24 protein-coding genes are annotated in these 18,065 nt (G+C 62.4%); 21 read left to right on the top strand and 3 right to left on the bottom strand.

The window, feature by feature from the left end; all coding sequences use genetic code 11:
* Nucleotides 1–183 precede the first annotated feature (183 nt).
* Nucleotides 184–1,110 (top strand): DUF2493 domain-containing protein, encoded by a 927-nt coding sequence (locus ACOQOT_RS00505; protein ID WP_009450561.1) that lies wholly within the window; start codon nt 184–186, stop codon nt 1,108–1,110.
* Nucleotides 1,111–1,142: 32 nt separating this feature from the next.
* Here the strand turns inward: ACOQOT_RS00505 and ACOQOT_RS00510 are convergent, their stop codons facing one another.
* On the bottom strand, nt 1,143–1,643 hold the full coding sequence (locus ACOQOT_RS00510; RefSeq protein WP_009450560.1) for a hypothetical protein: 501 nt from the start codon (nt 1,641–1,643) through the stop codon (nt 1,143–1,145).
* A gap of 232 nt (nt 1,644–1,875) precedes the next feature.
* On the opposite strand from ACOQOT_RS00510, the gene ACOQOT_RS00515 reads away from it, so the two are divergent.
* Together ACOQOT_RS00515 and ACOQOT_RS00520 are read left to right on the top strand one after the other, a co-directional pair.
* A complete protein-coding gene (locus ACOQOT_RS00515) occupies nt 1,876–2,316 on the top strand; it encodes a hypothetical protein (protein ID WP_009450559.1) in 441 nt (146 codons plus the stop codon).
* Between the two features lie 566 nt (nt 2,317–2,882).
* A complete protein-coding gene (locus ACOQOT_RS00520) occupies nt 2,883–3,209 on the top strand; it encodes a DUF736 domain-containing protein (protein ID WP_009450558.1) in 327 nt (108 codons plus the stop codon).
* Nucleotides 3,210–3,303: 94 nt separating this feature from the next.
* Here the strand turns inward: ACOQOT_RS00520 and ACOQOT_RS00525 are convergent, their stop codons facing one another.
* Together ACOQOT_RS00525 and ACOQOT_RS00530 are read right to left on the bottom strand one after the other, a co-directional pair.
* The gene (locus ACOQOT_RS00525; protein ID WP_420560460.1) at nt 3,304–4,545 is read right to left on the bottom strand and encodes a type II toxin-antitoxin system HipA family toxin; all 1,242 of its coding nucleotides are present in this window, start codon (nt 4,543–4,545) and stop codon (nt 3,304–3,306) included.
* A complete protein-coding gene (locus ACOQOT_RS00530; RefSeq protein ID WP_009450556.1) occupies nt 4,523–4,843 on the bottom strand; it encodes a helix-turn-helix domain-containing protein in 321 nt (106 codons plus the stop codon). The genes ACOQOT_RS00525 and ACOQOT_RS00530 overlap by 23 nt, the downstream gene beginning before the upstream one ends.
* Before the next feature lie 318 nt (nt 4,844–5,161).
* On the opposite strand from ACOQOT_RS00530, the gene ACOQOT_RS00535 reads away from it, so the two are divergent.
* The 18 genes from ACOQOT_RS00535 (at nt 5,162) to ACOQOT_RS00620 (ending at nt 18,060) form a co-directional block, all read left to right on the top strand.
* Entirely contained in the window at nt 5,162–5,428 is a 267-nt protein-coding gene (locus tag ACOQOT_RS00535; RefSeq protein ID WP_035746341.1) for a helix-turn-helix domain-containing protein, read from the top strand.
* 60 nt (nt 5,429–5,488) lie between these two features.
* Entirely contained in the window at nt 5,489–5,764 is a 276-nt protein-coding gene (locus ACOQOT_RS00540) for a DNA -binding domain-containing protein (protein ID WP_309588308.1), read from the top strand.
* 128 nt (nt 5,765–5,892) lie between these two features.
* Nucleotides 5,893–6,225, top strand: a complete 333-nt coding sequence (locus ACOQOT_RS00545) for a transcriptional regulator domain-containing protein (protein WP_219436409.1) — start codon at nt 5,893–5,895, stop codon at nt 6,223–6,225.
* Nucleotides 6,161–6,658, top strand: a complete 498-nt coding sequence (locus ACOQOT_RS00550; RefSeq protein ID WP_198647107.1) for a DUF2285 domain-containing protein — start codon at nt 6,161–6,163, stop codon at nt 6,656–6,658. Before ACOQOT_RS00545 ends, ACOQOT_RS00550 begins: the two co-directional genes overlap by 65 nt.
* A 136-nt stretch (nt 6,659–6,794) precedes the next feature.
* Nucleotides 6,795–7,076, top strand: coding sequence for a helix-turn-helix transcriptional regulator (locus ACOQOT_RS00555; RefSeq protein WP_035746363.1), 282 nt, complete (start codon nt 6,795–6,797; stop codon nt 7,074–7,076).
* Between the two features lie 19 nt (nt 7,077–7,095).
* Nucleotides 7,096–8,241 (top strand): replication initiator protein A, encoded by a 1,146-nt coding sequence (locus ACOQOT_RS00560; protein WP_420560461.1) that lies wholly within the window; start codon nt 7,096–7,098, stop codon nt 8,239–8,241.
* A complete protein-coding gene (gene parA / locus ACOQOT_RS00565; protein ID WP_420560462.1) occupies nt 8,238–8,891 on the top strand; it encodes a ParA family partition ATPase in 654 nt (217 codons plus the stop codon). The genes ACOQOT_RS00560 and parA overlap by 4 nt, the downstream gene beginning before the upstream one ends.
* Nucleotides 8,888–9,142 (top strand): hypothetical protein, encoded by a 255-nt coding sequence (locus ACOQOT_RS00570; RefSeq protein WP_420560463.1) that lies wholly within the window; start codon nt 8,888–8,890, stop codon nt 9,140–9,142. Before parA ends, ACOQOT_RS00570 begins: the two co-directional genes overlap by 4 nt.
* Entirely contained in the window at nt 9,139–9,657 is a 519-nt protein-coding gene (locus ACOQOT_RS00575; protein WP_420560464.1) for a DUF2840 domain-containing protein, read from the top strand. Before ACOQOT_RS00570 ends, ACOQOT_RS00575 begins: the two co-directional genes overlap by 4 nt.
* On the top strand, nt 9,654–10,199 hold the full coding sequence (locus ACOQOT_RS00580; protein ID WP_420560465.1) for a S26 family signal peptidase: 546 nt from the start codon (nt 9,654–9,656) through the stop codon (nt 10,197–10,199). The genes ACOQOT_RS00575 and ACOQOT_RS00580 overlap by 4 nt, the downstream gene beginning before the upstream one ends.
* A gap of 35 nt (nt 10,200–10,234) precedes the next feature.
* A complete protein-coding gene (locus ACOQOT_RS00585) occupies nt 10,235–10,570 on the top strand; it encodes a DUF736 domain-containing protein (RefSeq protein WP_009450545.1) in 336 nt (111 codons plus the stop codon).
* A 4-nt stretch (nt 10,571–10,574) separates the two neighbouring features.
* Nucleotides 10,575–11,285: a lytic transglycosylase domain-containing protein gene (locus ACOQOT_RS00590; protein ID WP_035746332.1), complete on the top strand. Its 711-nt coding sequence runs from the start codon at nt 10,575–10,577 to the stop codon at nt 11,283–11,285.
* Between the two features lie 1,264 nt (nt 11,286–12,549).
* Entirely contained in the window at nt 12,550–13,671 is a 1,122-nt protein-coding gene (locus ACOQOT_RS00595; RefSeq protein ID WP_420561971.1) for a DUF3363 domain-containing protein, read from the top strand.
* Nucleotides 13,672–13,846: 175 nt separating this feature from the next.
* Nucleotides 13,847–15,835: a conjugal transfer protein TraG gene (locus ACOQOT_RS00600; protein WP_088233914.1), complete on the top strand. Its 1,989-nt coding sequence runs from the start codon at nt 13,847–13,849 to the stop codon at nt 15,833–15,835.
* Nucleotides 15,836–15,849: 14 nt separating this feature from the next.
* Nucleotides 15,850–16,311 carry a CopG family transcriptional regulator gene (locus ACOQOT_RS00605; RefSeq protein ID WP_015740163.1) on the top strand — a complete coding sequence of 154 codons (462 nt, stop codon included), beginning with the start codon at nt 15,850–15,852 and terminating at the stop codon, nt 16,309–16,311.
* A gap of 146 nt (nt 16,312–16,457) precedes the next feature.
* Nucleotides 16,458–17,450 (top strand): P-type conjugative transfer ATPase TrbB, encoded by a 993-nt coding sequence (gene trbB / locus ACOQOT_RS00610; protein WP_035746328.1) that lies wholly within the window; start codon nt 16,458–16,460, stop codon nt 17,448–17,450.
* On the top strand, nt 17,447–17,779 hold the full coding sequence (locus ACOQOT_RS00615) for a TrbC/VirB2 family protein (RefSeq protein WP_009450539.1): 333 nt from the start codon (nt 17,447–17,449) through the stop codon (nt 17,777–17,779). The genes trbB and ACOQOT_RS00615 overlap by 4 nt, the downstream gene beginning before the upstream one ends.
* Nucleotides 17,779–18,060 (top strand): VirB3 family type IV secretion system protein, encoded by a 282-nt coding sequence (locus tag ACOQOT_RS00620; RefSeq protein ID WP_035746326.1) that lies wholly within the window; start codon nt 17,779–17,781, stop codon nt 18,058–18,060. Before ACOQOT_RS00615 ends, ACOQOT_RS00620 begins: the two co-directional genes overlap by 1 nt.
* Nucleotides 18,061–18,065 lie beyond the last annotated feature (5 nt).

Genomic DNA, 18,065 nt, shown 5'->3' on the forward strand with positions numbered 1-18,065 from the left:
GCAATGGCGGCGCCCGACTGATTTCCGTCGGCGGGCAAGCCCGCCTTTACAGCGCGAAACAAATCAGCCGGGCTTTGCCATCAAGGCCCTCGCCAGAGGCTCGCGCTGCCAGACCGGAGCGCCCGTGGGCGTGTCTCGCCATGAAGGCCGCGACGGTCGCGGTCCAACTGACGGAAGCATCCCATGTACGCGCACGACGATTTCGAACCCGATCACAGCACGTCCCCGACCGGCCATGCCATCGAAGAACTCGAACTCTACGGCTACCGTCCCTCCGAAGACGAGGCCGATCCCCGGATTACACCCGAAGATCACGTCATCCAGGGCGCAGTTTCCGACATCTTCGACGCCCTGATTTCCACCATGGCCGACACCAGCCTCGATTTCGACCTCGACGAGATCCTCTGGTCCACCGTCAACACCTTCCACCGCGCTGTCGAGCGGATCGAGACCAAACTCGACGATAACGAGCAGGCACAGAAGCGCCTTCAGCGTGAACAGGATGGCAGCGAGGTCAAATCCGTCCAGCTCGAAACCCTGATCGGCGCGGGACAAAGCCTGATCGAGCGCCGCGACAGCATGGAAACCTTCCGCGATACCGCCGCCGACATCTATCTGCGCACCACCGGAACGCCCTGGTCGCAACGCTCCGGCTCACGGGTCAACCATCGCCAGATGACCTCGGCCATGATCGACAGCCGCGACTTCATCGCCGCAAAACGCCGGGCCGACAACGAGGTGCTGCTGCCCGCCGGACCGAAAATCGCTTTCTCGGGCGGAGACACCACCGATCACCGGACGATCTGGGCCAAGCTCGATCAGGTCCACGCCAAGCACCCGGACATGGTGCTGATGCATGGCGGATCGCCCAAGGGCGCGGAACGCATCGCGGCCACATGGGCTAATAACCGCAAGGTCGCACAGGTCGCCTTCAAACCTGACTGGGCGAAACATGCCAAGGCAGCACCGTTCAAGCGCAACGACCAGATGCTCGACATCATGCCGATCGGGGTCATCATCTTCCCCGGCACCGGCATTCAGGACAACCTTGCCGACAAGGCCCGCAAGATGGGCATCCCAGTCTATCGCTTCGGGACCGGCAGCGCGTGAGCGCTGCCGGTTCGGCATAACGCCATTGCGCACTACTGCAAGAGCGCCAGGTCCTCCCAGCGAATCCGGAGATAACGGCCTGAGCGCTTTGGCAATTGCTTGCGGCTGACCATTCGCCCGGAGACCTGGAACTCCGCATTTATTTTGACCACGAGCAACTTGTTGAAATGCCTCGATGTATCCACCATCACTACGTCCTTGGTCTTGAAAGGTGTGATGGTTTTGATTTCGACATGATCGTTTTCGAGTCTGCCGTCCGAACCCTGCGCGTAGGTCTTGTTCAACTTGATGCCGTAGGTGATGGCACCGAACAGCTCACCGATGTCGCCATACACGGACAAATGCAGGCCCGTCTCCAGATGGTAGCTCTCAGCGAGTGAGATCAGGTCCTCAAAATACGGGATCATTGATCGGATGGCGTTTGGATACTTCGCTCCCCATTCCTTGTGGCGAAGCTGTTCGTCAATGTCTGACCAGCTTACCCATTCGCCATCGTCGTAAAATGCCCGATCTGACCAATCGACTTCTGCCATAAAGTTTAACCCGCATCCTTCCGCCCAACGATATGGTCATCGTAGAGGTGCAGCAGATACTGGTCCACCAGACGCATAAGGTTTCTCATTCAACCTGCTAGTTTTCGGACAGGCCTGGCCTCGAAAGCCATCGCTTCTCGCGCGGTGAGAGGAATGCTGCTATGCTGTGATTGCGCCATGGTGGTGGTGGTGGAAGGCGCAGCCGTCCGACCTTTTGCACGGAGTCACCGCCATGATCGTTCTCGGAATTATTGTTTCCATTGCAGCCATCGGGACCATGTGCTGGCTGCTGTTCAATCTCGCCGTTTTTGCCCTGCCGTTCTTTATCGGCCTGAACGCAGGCATATGGGCCTATGGCACGGGCGCTGGCTGGCTTGGCGGCATCCTCATCGGTCTTATCGCTGCGGGTCTGACAGTGGCGGTCGGTCAGGGCCTGCTCATGCTGGTTCGTCCGATCTGGGCACGGCTGCTGATCGCTTTGACCTTCGTTGCCCCGGCGGGCGTGGCAGGGTTTTACGCTACGCTCGGGATCGTCAAACACATGATGCCGTCCGAGACGTGGCAGATCATCTTTTCGGTAGTCGGTGCGGTCGCGGTGGGCGTGACGGCGTTCCTGCGCGTTGCAGGCATGGCGGCAACCGGCCCTGCGGACGGGAACCTTGCACGCACCTGAACTGGAGTGACCCGTAGAGGCAGGACCAGAAGCGGATACGGATCATCTGCCGTCTTCGTCAGGAGGCGGATGGGTAGATAGCGTGTGGATCCCAGGGCAGCGTGAGGCACAGGCACGGTCCATAGGAGCGCAGGACGGTCAGTGCCAGCATTCGAGGACTGACCGAAAACCGGTTGGGGCAATGCCGATAGCACAGGCCGGAGAAAAGGATGTGCACGACCTGAAACGCGGGGGACCAGACAAGCCGGTGCGCCGGTCTGGTCATCCTGATGGAGCCTCGAGGTTGCCACCGTCCCCGTTCACCCCCGTGTCTCGACCGCTCCAAACGGCCTCTTCAATGGCCTGATCTGGCCGAAGAACAGCGCGATGCGCTTCGACCGCTTTAGCGCAACAGCGTCGTCACAACTTTCTTCCCCTGTCGGCAAAGCCGCCATTCCGCGCGGAACAAGAAAGTTCCTCCTGTGCTGTCCAGCCCCTTTGGGGTGCGCCAGCGTTCGTCTCCGGCCGGTCGATCGCCATAGAGGCCGCAATGGTGCGGGCTCGGAAACGGAAAGCGGAGACTTAAAATGGCAACCATCGGCACCTTCAAGAAGACCGGCTCGAACGAATTCACCGGCGAAATCGTCACCCTCAGCGTCCAGGCCAAGGGCGTGCGCATCATCCCCGACCTGCGCGCCACCGGCGAGAATGCCCCCAGCCACCGCGTTCTGGTCGGTCGCGCTGAAATCGGCGCCGCCTGGTCCAAGCGCTCCAACGAGGGCCGCGACTATCTGGGCCTCAAGCTGGACGATCCAAGCTTCAACGCTCCGATCTACGCCAACCTCTTCGACGAAGAGGACGGCGAAACCTTCTCCCTCATCTGGTCCCGCCCCAACGGTCGCCGCGGCGACTGAGGCGCGGAACAAAGGCTCCGACCGCAAGGTCGGGGCCTTTCCCGTGCCCGCGGGAAAGCCGCCAGGCCCGGTGACCTGACCGGGCTGGAACTGCTCAGCCGGTCAGGATCGGGATCATGGTTTTCACATGGGCGTCGATCCGTTCCAGCACGGGCGGGGGGACCACCTCGCGTTCCGGCAGTGTCCACCATTTCGCATCGATGCGTTTCACCGTCTCGACAACGGCCTTGAGCACGGCAGGCTCGGGAAGCCTTGCCCGATTGGCAAACGTCTTCCAGCGGGCCGGGGCCAGGCCCTTGAAGGCCCGCTCGCCGCCCAGAGACAGCGCCAGCCCATCTGCCGGAATATAGGGAATGGTCGAAAGCATGTCGTAGATCGGTGCAAGAGCGGGGGTGTCGCCGTCGCCCGGATAGATCAGTGACCAGTTCTTGAGGTGCATGTCGCCATTGCCCATGACCACCGAGAAGGTCAGCCGCCGGACAAACTCCAGCGCGGCGAACGGCGAGATTGCCACATTCAGCACAGAGGCGATGTCGTGGGAGGCGGCGCCATCATATTTGCGCGCCGGGTACAGGCCGAAAACCTGCGCGAAATCCTCGATATGGATGCGCTGCCCGTCTGCCCCGCGATCAAAACGCCGCACGAGCAGGACCAGCCCCTCGGCAAGTGTTTCGAACTCTTCGGGAATCCCCTCGAACTGCCTTCGGCTGACCAGTTCCCGCTCGGGCACGTCCATGCCGATGGCTTCGGCAAGCGCGAGGTTCGCGAACTCGTTTTCCGACACACCCGGAAAGGCGGTCGAGGGGAATTTTGCAATATACTGGCCCTCGTCATCCCCGAGCGGCAAGGTCAGCCCCCCGCCTTTGCCCGTGTTCTTCATTACCGAGAGCTTCATCTGCACGCCCGCCAGCGAGAAGCGGGCTTTGGGCCGCCCTTGGGCGGGCGCCGCCCCGATGCCCGGTTGACCGTCACTGGGCACCACCCGAACGGCACCCGGCAGGTCCGCGCCCAGAGCTGCCAGGAGATCGAAATCATTCCCCGGCCGCACATTGCCCGCATGGTGTCTTTCCATCGCCTCGCGCAGCCGGTCTTCGGGCAGCAGGTTGGCAAAGAAGGGCGGCAGGCTGCCTGCGACAGGTCGCGGATCCTTGCGTAGCCCCCCTGATGCCGCGCGCAGCGACAGGCTCAGAACCGGAATGCCGCCGGTCGCGCGATAGGCCGGATCAAGGCTGAAGGCGTTGAAATCACCCGGCGTCCTGACGATCATGCCAACCTTCGCACTGTTCAGAAACACGTCCAGCGCGGTGATGGTCTCAGCGGTACGGACGGCTGTCATCGTCGCTCTCCGGTTGCGGGCTGAAGGCCGGATGATCATCCTCGGCCTCGGGGCGCAAAAGCGCCTCGATGGCGGGCACCATCGCCTGCGGGACCAGCATCATTTCCAGCCCAAGCGCCCTGGCAATGTTGATCAATGTCGTGGTGCGCGCAGCCGCCGCCCCCGTCTCGATGTCGCGGTAGCGCGGGCGCGAAATGCCCGCAAGATCGGCCACCTGCTCCTGGGTCAACCCCGCTGCAAGACGCGCGCGGCGAAAATGGTCGCCGATCAGCCTCAGTGTTTCTTCTTCCGCCTTCATGTGATGCCTTTACGGATCATTACTGTCGCATTGATCTGAATAGGTATCAGATCCAGTGTAGAATGCAACAAAAATGATCTCCAAACATATCATGATCATTTCCCGTGGAGCGTTTGGAGATCATCTTGCGCTGGTCGGCGCTACGGCCAGCACAAGCGCTGCAATTGTGACATACAGGCGAATCAGTCGGCTGCATGCTCAGCCGTGCAGATAACGCCCTGGCCAGATTCGACGATTTCGTATGGCGTATCAGGCGAAGGCGACTAAAATAGCCGTAGTTCTGGAATGCGCGCCGGTCGCGATGGGAGGTGATCATGCATGATCACCGCTCGACAGTCGCGGGCCGCACGCGCGTTGCTGGGTTGGACGCAGGAGACGCTCGCTGACAAGGCCCGAATATCGCTGACTGCCCTGAAACGCCTTGAGTCCGAGAACCGGCTCGAGGTGTATGAGACAACGCGGGATCAGGTGCGCCGGGCGCTTGAAGCAGCAGGGATTGTTCTCCTGTCCACGGATCGCGGGCAAGGAGTATTGCTGGTTCATGACCAAGACGAGAAGAGATACCGACAGATCCGTGACGCCTGACCGGCGCCGGCGACATCATCAATCCGCTGCGGCGGCCTATGCTCTGTGGCGACCCGCGACATGACATCTCCGGTTCCTCCCTTCGACGATATTGCACCTGTTAGCGACGAGCTGACCAAATATGATCGCGCGCATATCAAGCTCTATATGCGGCTGCTCGATGCCGCCGGTGATGGGGCGGAATGGACCGAAGCCGTCAATGTGCTGTTCGGAATTGACCCTGTTCGGGAACCTGAACGCGCCCGGCAGGTCCATGACAGCCATCTGGCACGGGCGCGCTGGATGACACAGAGCGGCTATCGTCAGCTGCTGCGTCATCCGACAGATCGGACCTGACCTCGCCGCCGTCGCACCAGTGATGCCTTCAGAGCATCACCCCATGTCTTTGTCCCGGCTTCCATCTCGGTAGAGGCGCCGCAATTCTTTCACGCTCCACCTGTGCAGTTTCAACCAGGAGCGGAGCAATGAAGCCGGATACATCCCGCTGGCGAGACCAGAACCAGTATGAATTCTACGATGCGCTGCCCGTTGAGGGTGTCGCCTGGGAATGCCTGCGGCGTAACGCCTCCTACCAGGCCAGTTTCGATGATCTTGTAGCGCAAGGCGCCGGGCATCTTCCCTTTGCGGATGATGTCCAACATCGCTGGGGGTTGCGATTTCCCGGCAGACCCCGGCTTTTCCGCGCTCGACCAACCGGTCATCTGGTCGCCTGTTGCCAATCCGGACATGCTGATGCTCGGGGCAGCGCCCGATTTTCTTCCGCCTTCTCCGTCCGCCTTATCGGTAGATCTTGCTGATGCCATCTGCGGACCAGAGGGGACATATGGTGTCTGCGACGCCAGAGACGGCGTTCAATATCTGATCCTCGCCGACACCGATGCCAATTCGCAGCCGGCGATCATTCTGCCACTTGACGAAAATCTGCCGGATCGGCTCGAAGCCATTCTCAGGCTCTGGCACATGCTGGCCGGGAAACCCGCGCGCCGCGACCCCAGGATGACGCCGTATCAGCGCCGGCGGTTTCGCCTGATGATGCAAGCTGCCGACGGAAACGCCAACCACGCGACCTATCGTGAGATTGCCATCGCCATCTACGGAGAGGCGCGCGTTCGCGCTGAGCCGTGGAAGACATCGGCTTTGCGCGCCTCTGTCATCGCCCTTGTCCGATCTGCCGCCGCGCTGATCGACGGCGGTTATCAGGACCTTTTGCGCCATCGTCGCAAACCCTGACACTGACGTCTGATCGAGGGTGAGGATTCTACCCCTTCGATCTTCCTCATCCCCCATGCCGCCGCGCCTTCGCCACCGTGCGCATGTCATGCCGTTGATCGTCAGCGGCATCCTGCACAACCACGGAGGCCACCCCATGCGACCTGATCTCGCCGCCTTGCCGCCACGCTATCTGCGCACCAAGGAAGCCGCCGATTTCCTCAGTCTGTCCGCGCGCACGCTGGAAAAGCACAGAACCTACGGAACGGGACCTGCCTATCACAAGCTCGGCGGCCGCGTTGTCTATTCGGTCGAGGATCTCGCAGCCTGGGTTGCGCGCGGATCGGTTACCTCCACGTCGGACCCACGCGGACAAGTTCTCCCGGCGAAACCTATGCCGCCGACCGCATTCACCTCGCCCAAGCGCATCACGCGCTGAACACGGCGGTCAGCCCCTGATGGCAGCGCAGCACCCATCCGCCTCGGAACGCGGGCAACTCGATCTGTTTCGGGCGCTTCCCGGGGAATTCGCACCACGAGACGCGCAGGATCTCATGGCCTATCCTTTCTTTTCCCTTTCCAAATCGCACCGTATCCGCCCGATTGACTTTGCCTTGGGCAACGTCTCGATCCGTGTCGAAGCTGTTCCCGATCACGGTATGGCGACGATCTGGGACGCCGATATACTGATCTGGGCGGCCAGCCAGATCGTGGAAGCGCGGGACGCCGGTCTGCGCACGTCGCGCCTGATGGCGGCAACGCCTTATGAAATCCTGACATTCACAGGGCGCGGAACTTCCCTGAGGGACTATCAGCGCCTGAAGGCGGCGCTGGACCGGCTGCAATCGACCACGGTTGCAACCTCGATCCGCCAGCGCGCGAATGGACGGCGACATCGTTTTTCGTGGATCAACGAATGGCACGAGCGGACCGATGCCAATGGCCGTCCGGACGGCATCGAGATGATCGTGCCCGACTGGTTCTACAGTGCGGTTCTGGATGACGCCCTGATCCTCACCATCGACCGGGCCTATTTCAATCTGACCGGCGGGTTGGATCGCTGGCTCTATCGCCTGGTGCGCAAGCATGGTGGGCGACAGAAAAACGGTTGGCGGTTCGACTTCCGTCACCTGCACCAGAAATCGGGCAGTCTGTCGCCGTTCAAGCGATTCGCCTTCGAGCTGCGCGACATTATCCGCCGCCAGCCACTGCCCGGCTACACCCTGTTCGCCGAGGTCGAAACCGGCGGCCGGATGCTGCTCGCTTTCGAGCCTGTCCCGGCCTGTGGAAAACCTGTGAATAGTCTCGTGCTATCGGGAACCCGGACTATCGTGCCATCAGGAACCGGAGGCTCGTGCTATCGGGAACCCAAACACCTCCTATCCTTCGGTAACAAAAGCGAAAATCGCGCCCTTAACTTAGAGTCTAACACAGAATCTAACTTTGAAGAGCGGCGGCGCGATGTGGAAAAGCTTATCGCGAAGGCTGGTGCGGCCCTCAGATCGGGTGCCCATAAAGGCAAGCTGACACCCCCAAAGCAAGGATCGCCCGCGTCAACAAGCACGCCTGAACTTCCTCTCGGCAAACCGGGAGGACGGCGATGATTGTCGCGCTCCTCAATCAGAAAGGCGGCGTGGGCAAGACGACGCTGGCGCTGCATCTCGCCGGAGCCTGGGCCGCGGAAGGCAAGCGCGTCATCCTGATCGATGCCGACCCGCAAGGCTCCGCACTCGACTGGTCGGAGCGGCGCAGCCATGAAGGGCTGCCAAGGCTGTTCACCGTCATCGGACTTGCCCGCGATACCCTGCACAGGGAGGCGCCGGAGCTGGCGCGTGACGCGGATCATGTCGTCATTGACGGTCCGCCCCGTGTCGCTGGCCTGATGCGCTCAGCGCTGCTTGCAGCCGATCTGGTGCTGATCCCGGTGCAGCCATCCCCCTTTGACGGCTGGGCCACAGCCGAGATGCTGGCGCTTCTGAACGAAGCGCGCATCTATCGACCGGAGCTGTCCGCCCGTTTCCTGCTGAACCGATGCGGTGCGCGCACCGTCATCGCCCGCGAAACGGCCAAGACACTGGCGGACCATGATCCGCCTTTGCTGGCCACGACGGTCGGCCAGCGTGTCGCCTTCGCCGAAGCCGCACAGTCCGGACGGCTGGTCTTGGAGACCGATGGCGGCGAACGGGCCGCACGGGAAGTCACAGCGCTGGTGGCCGAGATTGATGGCCTCGGTATCGGGAGGAGCGCGCCATGACACGTCCGCCTGTCAAATCCGGCTTCGTATCGCGTCCGGGCAATCCCGATAACTGGGTCAGAGCCGCCGATGCGCCGGCAACCGGCAAGACGGAGACGGAGGCATTCACCGCCCGTCTGACCATCGACATCACGCCTGAAATGCGCGGGCGCATCAAGGTTGCCGCTTTCCGGCGCGGCGTCACCGTCGCCGTGATGCTGCGCGAGCTGCTGGGCCGCGAGTTTCCACCCACCGAAGGAGACCGGCCATGACCGGCAAAACCTTGCGCGCTGCGCATGAACGTCCGCTGGCGGGCCGTCCAGCGCCTTTCACCACAATGGTCGAACTGACCTTCCAGAAGAAGAAGGTCGAGCGCTGGATCAGGTTCGGCCACAAGAGCTTTGAGCAGATCATCGACCGCCGCCGCAGTCTCGTCGGCTTCGCACCCGAAAGCATCTTCGCCTTCGTCCGCTGGGCCTCCAACGACTACGGCACCATCGTTTCGCGGCTCGACATCCTGCGCGCTGTCGGGCGTGGCGAGCCGTTCCAGACCGTGCCCTTCGTCCGCCCCGGCGGCGAGATCCTGCTGCGTATTGATGGCTGGCCAAAGGTGCAGCAAGCGCTGGCCGCCATCGACGCCGTGGACGCGCTTGGCGTCGATCCTGCGGATGCTGCGCCGGACCATTGGCGGCACGTCCACAACCGCATGATCGCCGGTCAGGACCCCACCCCCTACACGCCGGAACGCCATGCCGCATGGGTCAGCCGCCGGAGGATCGCACCATGAGCCGCCGTCATATCCTCGCCGTGTCCATGTTGGCCGTCGGTACGCTTGTCGCCACGGCCGTTGCCGATCCGCCAACCAGGCTGATCTGGAATGCGACCGCCAGCGCGCCCATCGGCTTCTACACAGTTGTTCCTGCCGATGTGGTCGAAGTTCCTGAACTCGTCGTCATCGCGCCGCCCGAACCGCTGGAGCGGTTCATGGTCGAGCGCGGCTATATCGGGCGGGACGTGCCGATGCTGAAACGCGTCCTCGGCTTGCCGGGACAGCGCGTCTGCCGCAACGGTGCGGCGATCACCGTCGATAACGTCGAAATGGGCGATGCACTGGAGCGCGACCGGATGGGACGCGATCTGCCGGTCTGGCAGGGCTGCCGCATCATCCGCGACGGCGAACTCTTCCTCATGAATTGGGAAATCCGGGACAGCCTCGACGGCCGTTACTTCGGACCTGTTCCCGCCAGTTCCGTCATCGGCCGGGCGCTTCCGCTCTGGACCGATGAGGAAGGCGATGGCCGCTACGAATGGCGGGCGGTCACGCATTGAACCCACGCCAAACCCACCAACACAGGAGACATACCATGCCACAGATCGGTCAATTTGCGCGTGACGCATCCGGCTTCGCCGGTCAGCTCGTCACGCTCACCATGAAGCGCGATCTCGTCATCGTGCCCGCTGAACATTCCGATGCGGAGAATGCGCCGGACTATCGCGTCCATTACATTGAGCATGACGGTCCCGAGGTCGGTGCTGCATGGAAACGCACCGGCGAAAAGGCTGGCGAATATCTCTCGGTGCTGCTCGACGATCCGGCCTTACCGCACCCGATCCGCGCCAACCTGTTCCGCGACGACGATGCAGGCTCGTCATGGTCGCTGCACTGGAGCCGCCCGCGGCCCCGCGAAGATCGCGACTGAGATCATGCGATCCCGCACCTTTCTTCTCTTCACGGCCCTGCTGTCGGCTGGCAGCGGCTCGATGCCGGCCATGGCGCAGGTCACGCTGCAACCTGCGCCTGTCACCGCGCATCCCCATGCTGCGTTCATTGCCGAGGCGTCACAGCGTTTCGGCATTCCAGAGCACTGGATTCGAGCCGTGCTGCGCGTGGAAAGCGCGGGCGATGTGCGCGCAATTTCATCGGCGGGCGCGATGGGACTGATGCAGGTCATGCCCGATACCTGGGCGGGCCTGCGCCGCCGCCATGGTCTCGGGCGCGACCCTTACGATCCGCGCGATAACATCCTCGCAGGCACGGCGTATCTGCGCGAGATGTGGAACCGCTACGGCAATGTTGCGGCCATGCTTGCCGCCTACAATGCCGGACCCGGTCGCTATGACGAGCATCTGGCGACGGGCCGCGTTTTGCCCGCAGAAACGCGCGCCTATGTCGCCACGCTCGCGCCGCTTCTTGGGCATGCGACTGCGCCCGATGTGCCGACAATCGTGCCGCCACCACCACCGGATTGGCGCGAAGCCCCGCTCTTCGTTGCGCAATCCGGCGGCATTTCAGCGGCGGCCAATCAGCCGTCGGGCGACATCCAGGCAACCGTTTCTCTGCGCGATCCCGCCGTTCAGGAACCGCAGGACAGCGGCATATTCGTGGCCCTTGCGGGCGATGGCGACAAGCCATGAGCATGGCGTTTTCGCGCTCGTTCGGTCCATTTGCGGTGTGCAGTCAGGCTTGGGGGCGCCTGGCAGCATTCCCGGCAGGAAGGGCAAAAAGGGAAGGAAAGGCGGAGGGCAAGATAAAGGAAACCGGCACCCTGTCGGGGCGGTTTCTGGGCAAGCCCTTGTCTGCACACTGTTTTGGGACGCGGGGCACGGCACCATGCTTTTGGGTTTCGCGTGCCGCGATTTGGCGCAAAGCCTTGGCTTCGCTGGGTTTTGACCGGCACTATAGCCGAATATATGTCGTTTGCGTGCCTACACGGCATGGGATGCGCTCATGAGCGCCGACGACGAGAACCGCTTTCGCCCGAAGCCTGGCCGCATCAGGTCGGACGTGCCGAAGGCGGGCAAGGCGAAGAGCTTTCTGACGCAGGCGAAGAAGCTGGCGCGTCAGCATAGCAACAGCCCCGGCAAATCATCTTCATTCGCATCACGGACATCCTCGTCGTCTTCATCTGGTTCTGCCGGAAAGATCGGGAAGGCGTCGCAGGCTGGCAAAGGTCCGGGCGTCAAGCGTGGTCGTGGTGCGGCCTTTGTCCGCGCCCGAACCCTGTCGAGCGGCTGGCGTCACAGTACGGCTGGCGCGCGTCGCGTCGTCGTCAAAACCCGATACGTTCAGAGCGCGGGGAAGAATGGCAAAGGTGCTGCCCATCTGCGCTACATCCAGCGCGACGGAACATCGCGTGATGGCGAGCGTGGTCAGCTTTATTCCGCCACCGACGATCGTGCCGATGGAGATGCCTTCCTTGATCGCGGCAAGGATGATCGCCACCAGTTCCGCTTCATCGTCTCGCCGGAAGATGCCGCCGATCTTTCCGATCTCACCGAGCACACCCGCGATCTGATGAGCCGCATTGAGGGCGACCTTGGCACGAAACTCGATTGGGTCGCGGTCAATCACCACAATACCGGCCATCCCCATGTCCATGTCATCGTTCGGGGCAAGGACGATCTGGGCGAGAACCTGGTCATCAATGGCGATTATCTCGCCAATGGAATTCGTGAGCGGGCGAGCGAACTGACCACGCTGGAACTTGGACCCGCCACCGAGATCGAGCAGAGCCGCAAGCTGTCTGCCGAAATCGATCAGGACCGCTTCACGCGCATCGACCGCGCCATGACCGAGGAAGCCGACGAAAGGTTCCTCGATCTGCGCCACGAACCGGCAGATGCACGCCGCCAGTTCAACCGCACACTTCGCCTGCGCCGTCTCGCCAAGCTGGAAAAGATGGGGCTGGCTACGGAACATGCACCCGGCGTCTGGGAGCTTGGCGCGAAGATGGAACCGGCGCTGCGTGAACTCGGTGAGCGCGGTGACATCATCCGCAACATGCACAAGGCGCTGAAGGCCGATGGGCAGGAACGTGATCCGATGACCTTCCAGCTTCACGATGCCGCACCCGCGGCACCCATCACCGGCCGCGTCGTGGACAAATATCTCACCGACGACATGGGCGAGAACCTGACGCTCGTGGTGGACGGCATCGACGGGCGAACACACCATCTTCCCGGCATTGATCCGGCCCGCGTTGAAGTTGCCCGGATCGGCAGCATCGTGGAAGTCGGTCCCGCCGATACAGCGCAACGTCCCTCTGATCGCACCATCGCTGCGATCTCGGAAAATGGTATCTACCGACCGAGCCGCCACCTCGAACAGGCGAAGTTCGAGGGACGTGTACCGGGCGGTGATTACGAGGGCTATTTGGATGCCCATGTCCGGCGACTGGAGGCGCTGCGCCGCGCCGGCATCGCTGAACGGATTGACGCCGACCAGTGGCGCATCCCCGAAGACTTCGAGAGCCGCGCCACCGCCTATGATGCCGGTTGCAACCGGCAGGCCAGCATCCGCGTCGTCTCGACCTTCGATCTGGAAAAACAGATCGGCGCCGATGGCGCGACCTGGCTGGACCGGCGATTGGTCACACCGGACGCCTCGGACCTTACCCCGGCAGGGTTCGGCCAGCAAGTGCGCGAGGCTATGGACCAGCGGCGTGAACACCATATCGCACAGGGCGCTGCCACGCGACAGCAGAATGGACGCATCCTCTATCGGCGCAACCTGCTCGCCAATCTGCGAGAAAGGGAAGTGGCCCGCGTCGGTGCGGAAATGGCCAGCAGCAAAGGCTTGCCGTTCCGGGCGGCTGCCGATGGCGAAAATATCAGCGGCAAGTTCACCGGGATCGCACATCTATCGAGCGGCAAGTTCGCCATTATCGAAAAGAGCCACGAGTTCACTCTTGTCCCATGGCGGCCAGTGATCGACCGCCAGCTCGGCCGCGAGGTTGCGGGCATCGTGCAGGGTGGATCGGTATCGTGGCAAATGGGGCGAACACGAGGGCTCGGGATTTGAGCCTTTGCCGATCTGGCACCTCGCAAATTGTTCTGTCGACATCGGCATCTGAAAGGGCCTGTCCGATGTGCCGCCGATAGTATCCGGCAACACGGCACCCCTGCTTTTCCTGTTGCCGCTTTCGAAAACGTCTATTCTTTGATCGGCTCCGACTCTCTTGCCGATTGGAGCCTGTATGCGTGGTGGCCGAATACTCTGGGGCCAGATCATTGTCGTATTCACCATTGTCCTGGTGATGGTCTGGACTTCGACACAATGGGTGGCCTTCCGCCTTGGCTTTCAGCCCCAGCTCGGCAATCCGTGGTTCGATGTTGCGGGATGGCCGGTCTATTATCCTCCGGCCTTCTTCTGGTGGTGGTTTTCCTATGACGCCTATGCGCCCGGTATTTTCACCGAAGGCGCGTTCATCGCCACGTCCGGGGCGTTGTTCGCTATCGCCGCCGCTTTTTTCATGTCGATCATCCGGGCGCGCGAGGCGCGCAACGTCGCCACCTACGGTTCTGCGCGATGGGCCGAGGACAAGGAAATCCATGCTGCCGGACTGCTCGGTCCCGATGGCGTGGTCCTTGGCAGGCACAGCAAGGATTATCTGCGTCATGACGGCCCCGAGCATGTTCTGTGCTTTGCACCAACGCGATCCGGCAAAGGCGTGGGCCTCGTCGTACCGACGCTGCTGACCTGGCCGGGAAGTTGCATCGTGCACGACATCAAGGGTGAGAACTGGAATCTGACGGCCGGCTTCCGGTCCCATCACGGCCGCGTCCTGCTGTTCGATCCGACCAATGTGCATTCCGCAGCTTACAACCCGCTGCTGGAAGTCCGTCAGGGGGAGTGGGAAGTCCGCGATGTCCAGAACATCGCGGATATTCTGGTCGATCCCGAGGGCAGTCTCGACAAGCGCAACCATTGGGAAAAGACCAGCCATTCGCTACTGGTCGGCGCCATCCTGCATGTTCTCTATGCCGAGAAGGACAAGACGCTGGCGGGGGTCGCGAGCTTTCTGTCCGATCCGCGCCGTCCGGTCGAGGCGACCTTGCGCGCCATGATGGACACGCCGCATCTGGGCGAAGCCGGTGTGCATCCCGTCATCGCCTCATCGGCACGCGAGCTGTTGAACAAATCCGAGAACGAACGCTCCGGCGTGCTGTCCACGGCGATGTCCTTTCTCGGTCTCTACCGAGATCCGGTCGTGGCCCGCGTGACGGCCCGCTGCGACTGGCGCATTGCCGATCTGGTCGGAGCAAAAGAACCGGTCAGCCTCTACCTCGTCGTACCGCCCTCGGACATCAACCGGACCAAGCCGCTGATCCGTCTGATCCTCAATCAGGTCGGGCGGCGGCTGACCGAGGAACTGGAAACCACCGGAAAACGCCATCGTCTCCTGTTGATGCTGGACGAGTTCCCCGCGCTCGGGCGGCTTGATTTCTTTGAATCGGCGCTCGCCTTCATGGCCGGCTACGGCCTCAAAGCGTTCCTGATCGCGCAGTCGCTCAACCAGATCGAGCGGGCCTATGGACAGAACAACGCCATTCTCGACAACTGCCATGTGCGTGTCGCCTTTGCCGCAAACGATGAACGCACCGCCAAGCGGATCAGTGATGCGCTCGGCACGGCCACGGAAATGCGCGATTCCACCAACTATGCGGGCCATCGCCTCGCGCCCTGGCTCGGGCATCTCATGGTTTCGCGGCAGGAAACAGCGCGGCCGCTCCTGACACCGGGCGAGATCATGCAGCTTCCGCCAACCGACGAGATCGTCATGGTAGCGGGTGTGCCGCCCATCCGCGCCGCCAAGGCGCGCTACTATGCCGATGCGCGGCTTCAGGAACGGGTGCTGCCGCCGCCCGATCTGCACAAGCAGTCGGTGAAGATGGAAACATCGGCACCAGACGACTGGACGAGCCGTGTTGTTGCGGCCGCGGCCGGCCACGGACCAGCGTCGAACAGGTCCGACGACGATCCTGCCAATGCCGGTATCCGTCTTGAGCCGGAGCTTCCCGAGCATGAGGAAATCATCCCGCCACCACCGCCGCCATCGCAGGAGTTCGATTTTCTCGATGATGAGCCCGACGTCGATGCCGCCAAAGCCCGTGCCATGCGTCAGCGGATGCGCATGGTCGCGCGGCAGGCGTCACTCGACCCAAATGACGGCATCGAGCTTTGAGAAGGAAGACAGGCATGACGAGTCGCACCCGCATGAATGTCTACTTCTCCCCGGATCTGCTGAAGCAGGTCGAGGGTCTGGCGCTGCGTCGCAATGTTTCAAAATCCGCAGTGATCGAGGCTGCGGTAGCATCCTTCCTGTCCGGTGACACGACCGAACGGCTGGAAGCCGCAATGTCGCGACGCCTGGATAAGCTTGGCCGCCAGTTCGATATGCTGGACGAAGATGTCGCCATCCTCGGCGAGACGCTTTCGCTGTTCGTACAATTCTGGCTCACCATGACGCCGCCGCTGTCAGATAGCGCGAAACAGTCGGCACGCATCAAGGGCAACGAGCGCTTCGAAGGCTTCATGCAGACGCTGGGCAAGCGCCTGGCTTCCGGCGACAGATTCCTGAAAGAGTTGTCGCGGGATATTGATTCGCTTCACGATCTTTCGTCACAAGGCCAGTCCGAAGCGGATGGAAACCAGCTCTGATCTTTCGATCCATCCTATTTACCGCCCTGCGCCGCCGATGCCTGCACACGCGTAAACATCTGTTGAAACGGCCCTAAATCAGGTTCTTTTAATCGACCCCAATCCGGGGTCCGTCTTTTGCGCGTCCCGCCATGAACGGGGCCGCCATGACCGCATCACATCAGAAACCCGAGACGATTGCGCGTGGTGCGCGGATGCTGCGCACCGCGCTCGGTACATCGATTGCCCGGTTTCTGGAAGATCCAGCTGTGGTCGAGGTGATGCTGAATCCCGATGGCCGCATCTGGGTGGATCGGCTCTCCGAAGGGCTGGCCGATACGGGGGAGAGGCTGTCGGCTGCCGATGGCGAGCGGATCGTCAGGCTGGTCGCCCATCATGTCGGCGCCGAGGTTCATGCCCGCAATCCGCGTGTGTCGGCTGAACTGCCCGAGACCGGAGAGCGCTTCGAAGGGTTGCTGCCGCCTGTCGTCACGGCGCCGACCTTTGCCATCCGCAAGCCTGCCGTCGCGGTGTTCACGCTCGACGACTATGTAAACGCCGGGATCATGACCAGTGCTCAGGCCGAGGTGCTGCGCCTGAACGTCGCCACGCGCGCCAATATCCTTGTCGCGGGCGGCACCTCGACCGGAAAAACCACGCTGACCAACGCGCTGCTGGCAGAAGTCGCCAAGACTTCGGACCGCGTCGTGATCATTGAAGACACGCGCGAACTGCAATGCGCCGCGCCCAATCTGGTCGCGATGCGCACCAAAGATGGCGTGGCGACGCTCTCCGATCTGGTGCGTTCGTCGCTACGCCTGCGCCCGGATCGCATCCCGGTCGGCGAGGTGCGCGGGTCCGAAGCTCTCGACCTCCTTAAAGCCTGGGGCACCGGCCATCCGGGCGGGATCGGCACCATCCATGCCGGTTCCGGCATTGGCGCGCTGCGACGCCTCGAACAGCTCATCCAGGAAGCCGTCATCACCGTCCCGCGCGCCCTGATTGCCGAGACAATCGACCTCGTCGCCGTTCTTGCCGGACGCGGCTCTTCCCGCCGGCTGGTCGAACTCGCCCGCGTCGATGGGCTGGGGCCGGACGGCGATTACGCCATCACGCATCCCATCACTTTGGCAACCACCCCGAAAGGAAACCCTTCATGATCCGCACGATTTCACGCGGCTGCCGCATCATGGCAACCGCCGCTGCCACTGTTTCCATCAGTCTGATGCTGGCGCCTGCCGCACACGCCTCCGGCTCCTCCATGCCCTGGGAGGCCCCGCTTCAGTCGATCCTCCAGTCGATCGAGGGTCCTGTCGCCAAGATCATCGCCGTCATCGTCATCATCGCCACCGGCCTGGCGCTGGCCTTCGGTGATACCTCCGGCGGCTTCCGCCGCCTGATCCAGATCGTCTTCGGCCTGTCCATCGCCTTCGCCGCGTCGAGCTTCTTCCTGTCGTTCTTCTCGTTCGGCGGCGGGGCGCTCATCTGATGGCGGGCGGGTTTGAACAGCTCGATGCGGTGCCGGGCTTCTCCATCCCGGTTCACCGGGCGCTGACCGAGCATATCCTGCTCGGCGGCGCACCGCGTTCGATTGCCATCGTCAACGGCACGCTGGCCGGCGCCGTCGGCCTGGGCCTTCGTCTCTGGCTGGTTGGCATCGCCATCTGGGCGGTCGGTCATTTCCTCGCGGTATGGGCTGCCAAACGCGATCCGCTTTTTGTCGAGGTGGGCCGTAAGCATCTGCGCATACCCGGTCATCTGTCGGTGTGAGGGCG

This window comes from Tepidicaulis sp., from assembly GCF_965222285.1.
Lineage (GTDB): Bacteria > Pseudomonadota > Alphaproteobacteria > Parvibaculales > Parvibaculaceae > Tepidicaulis.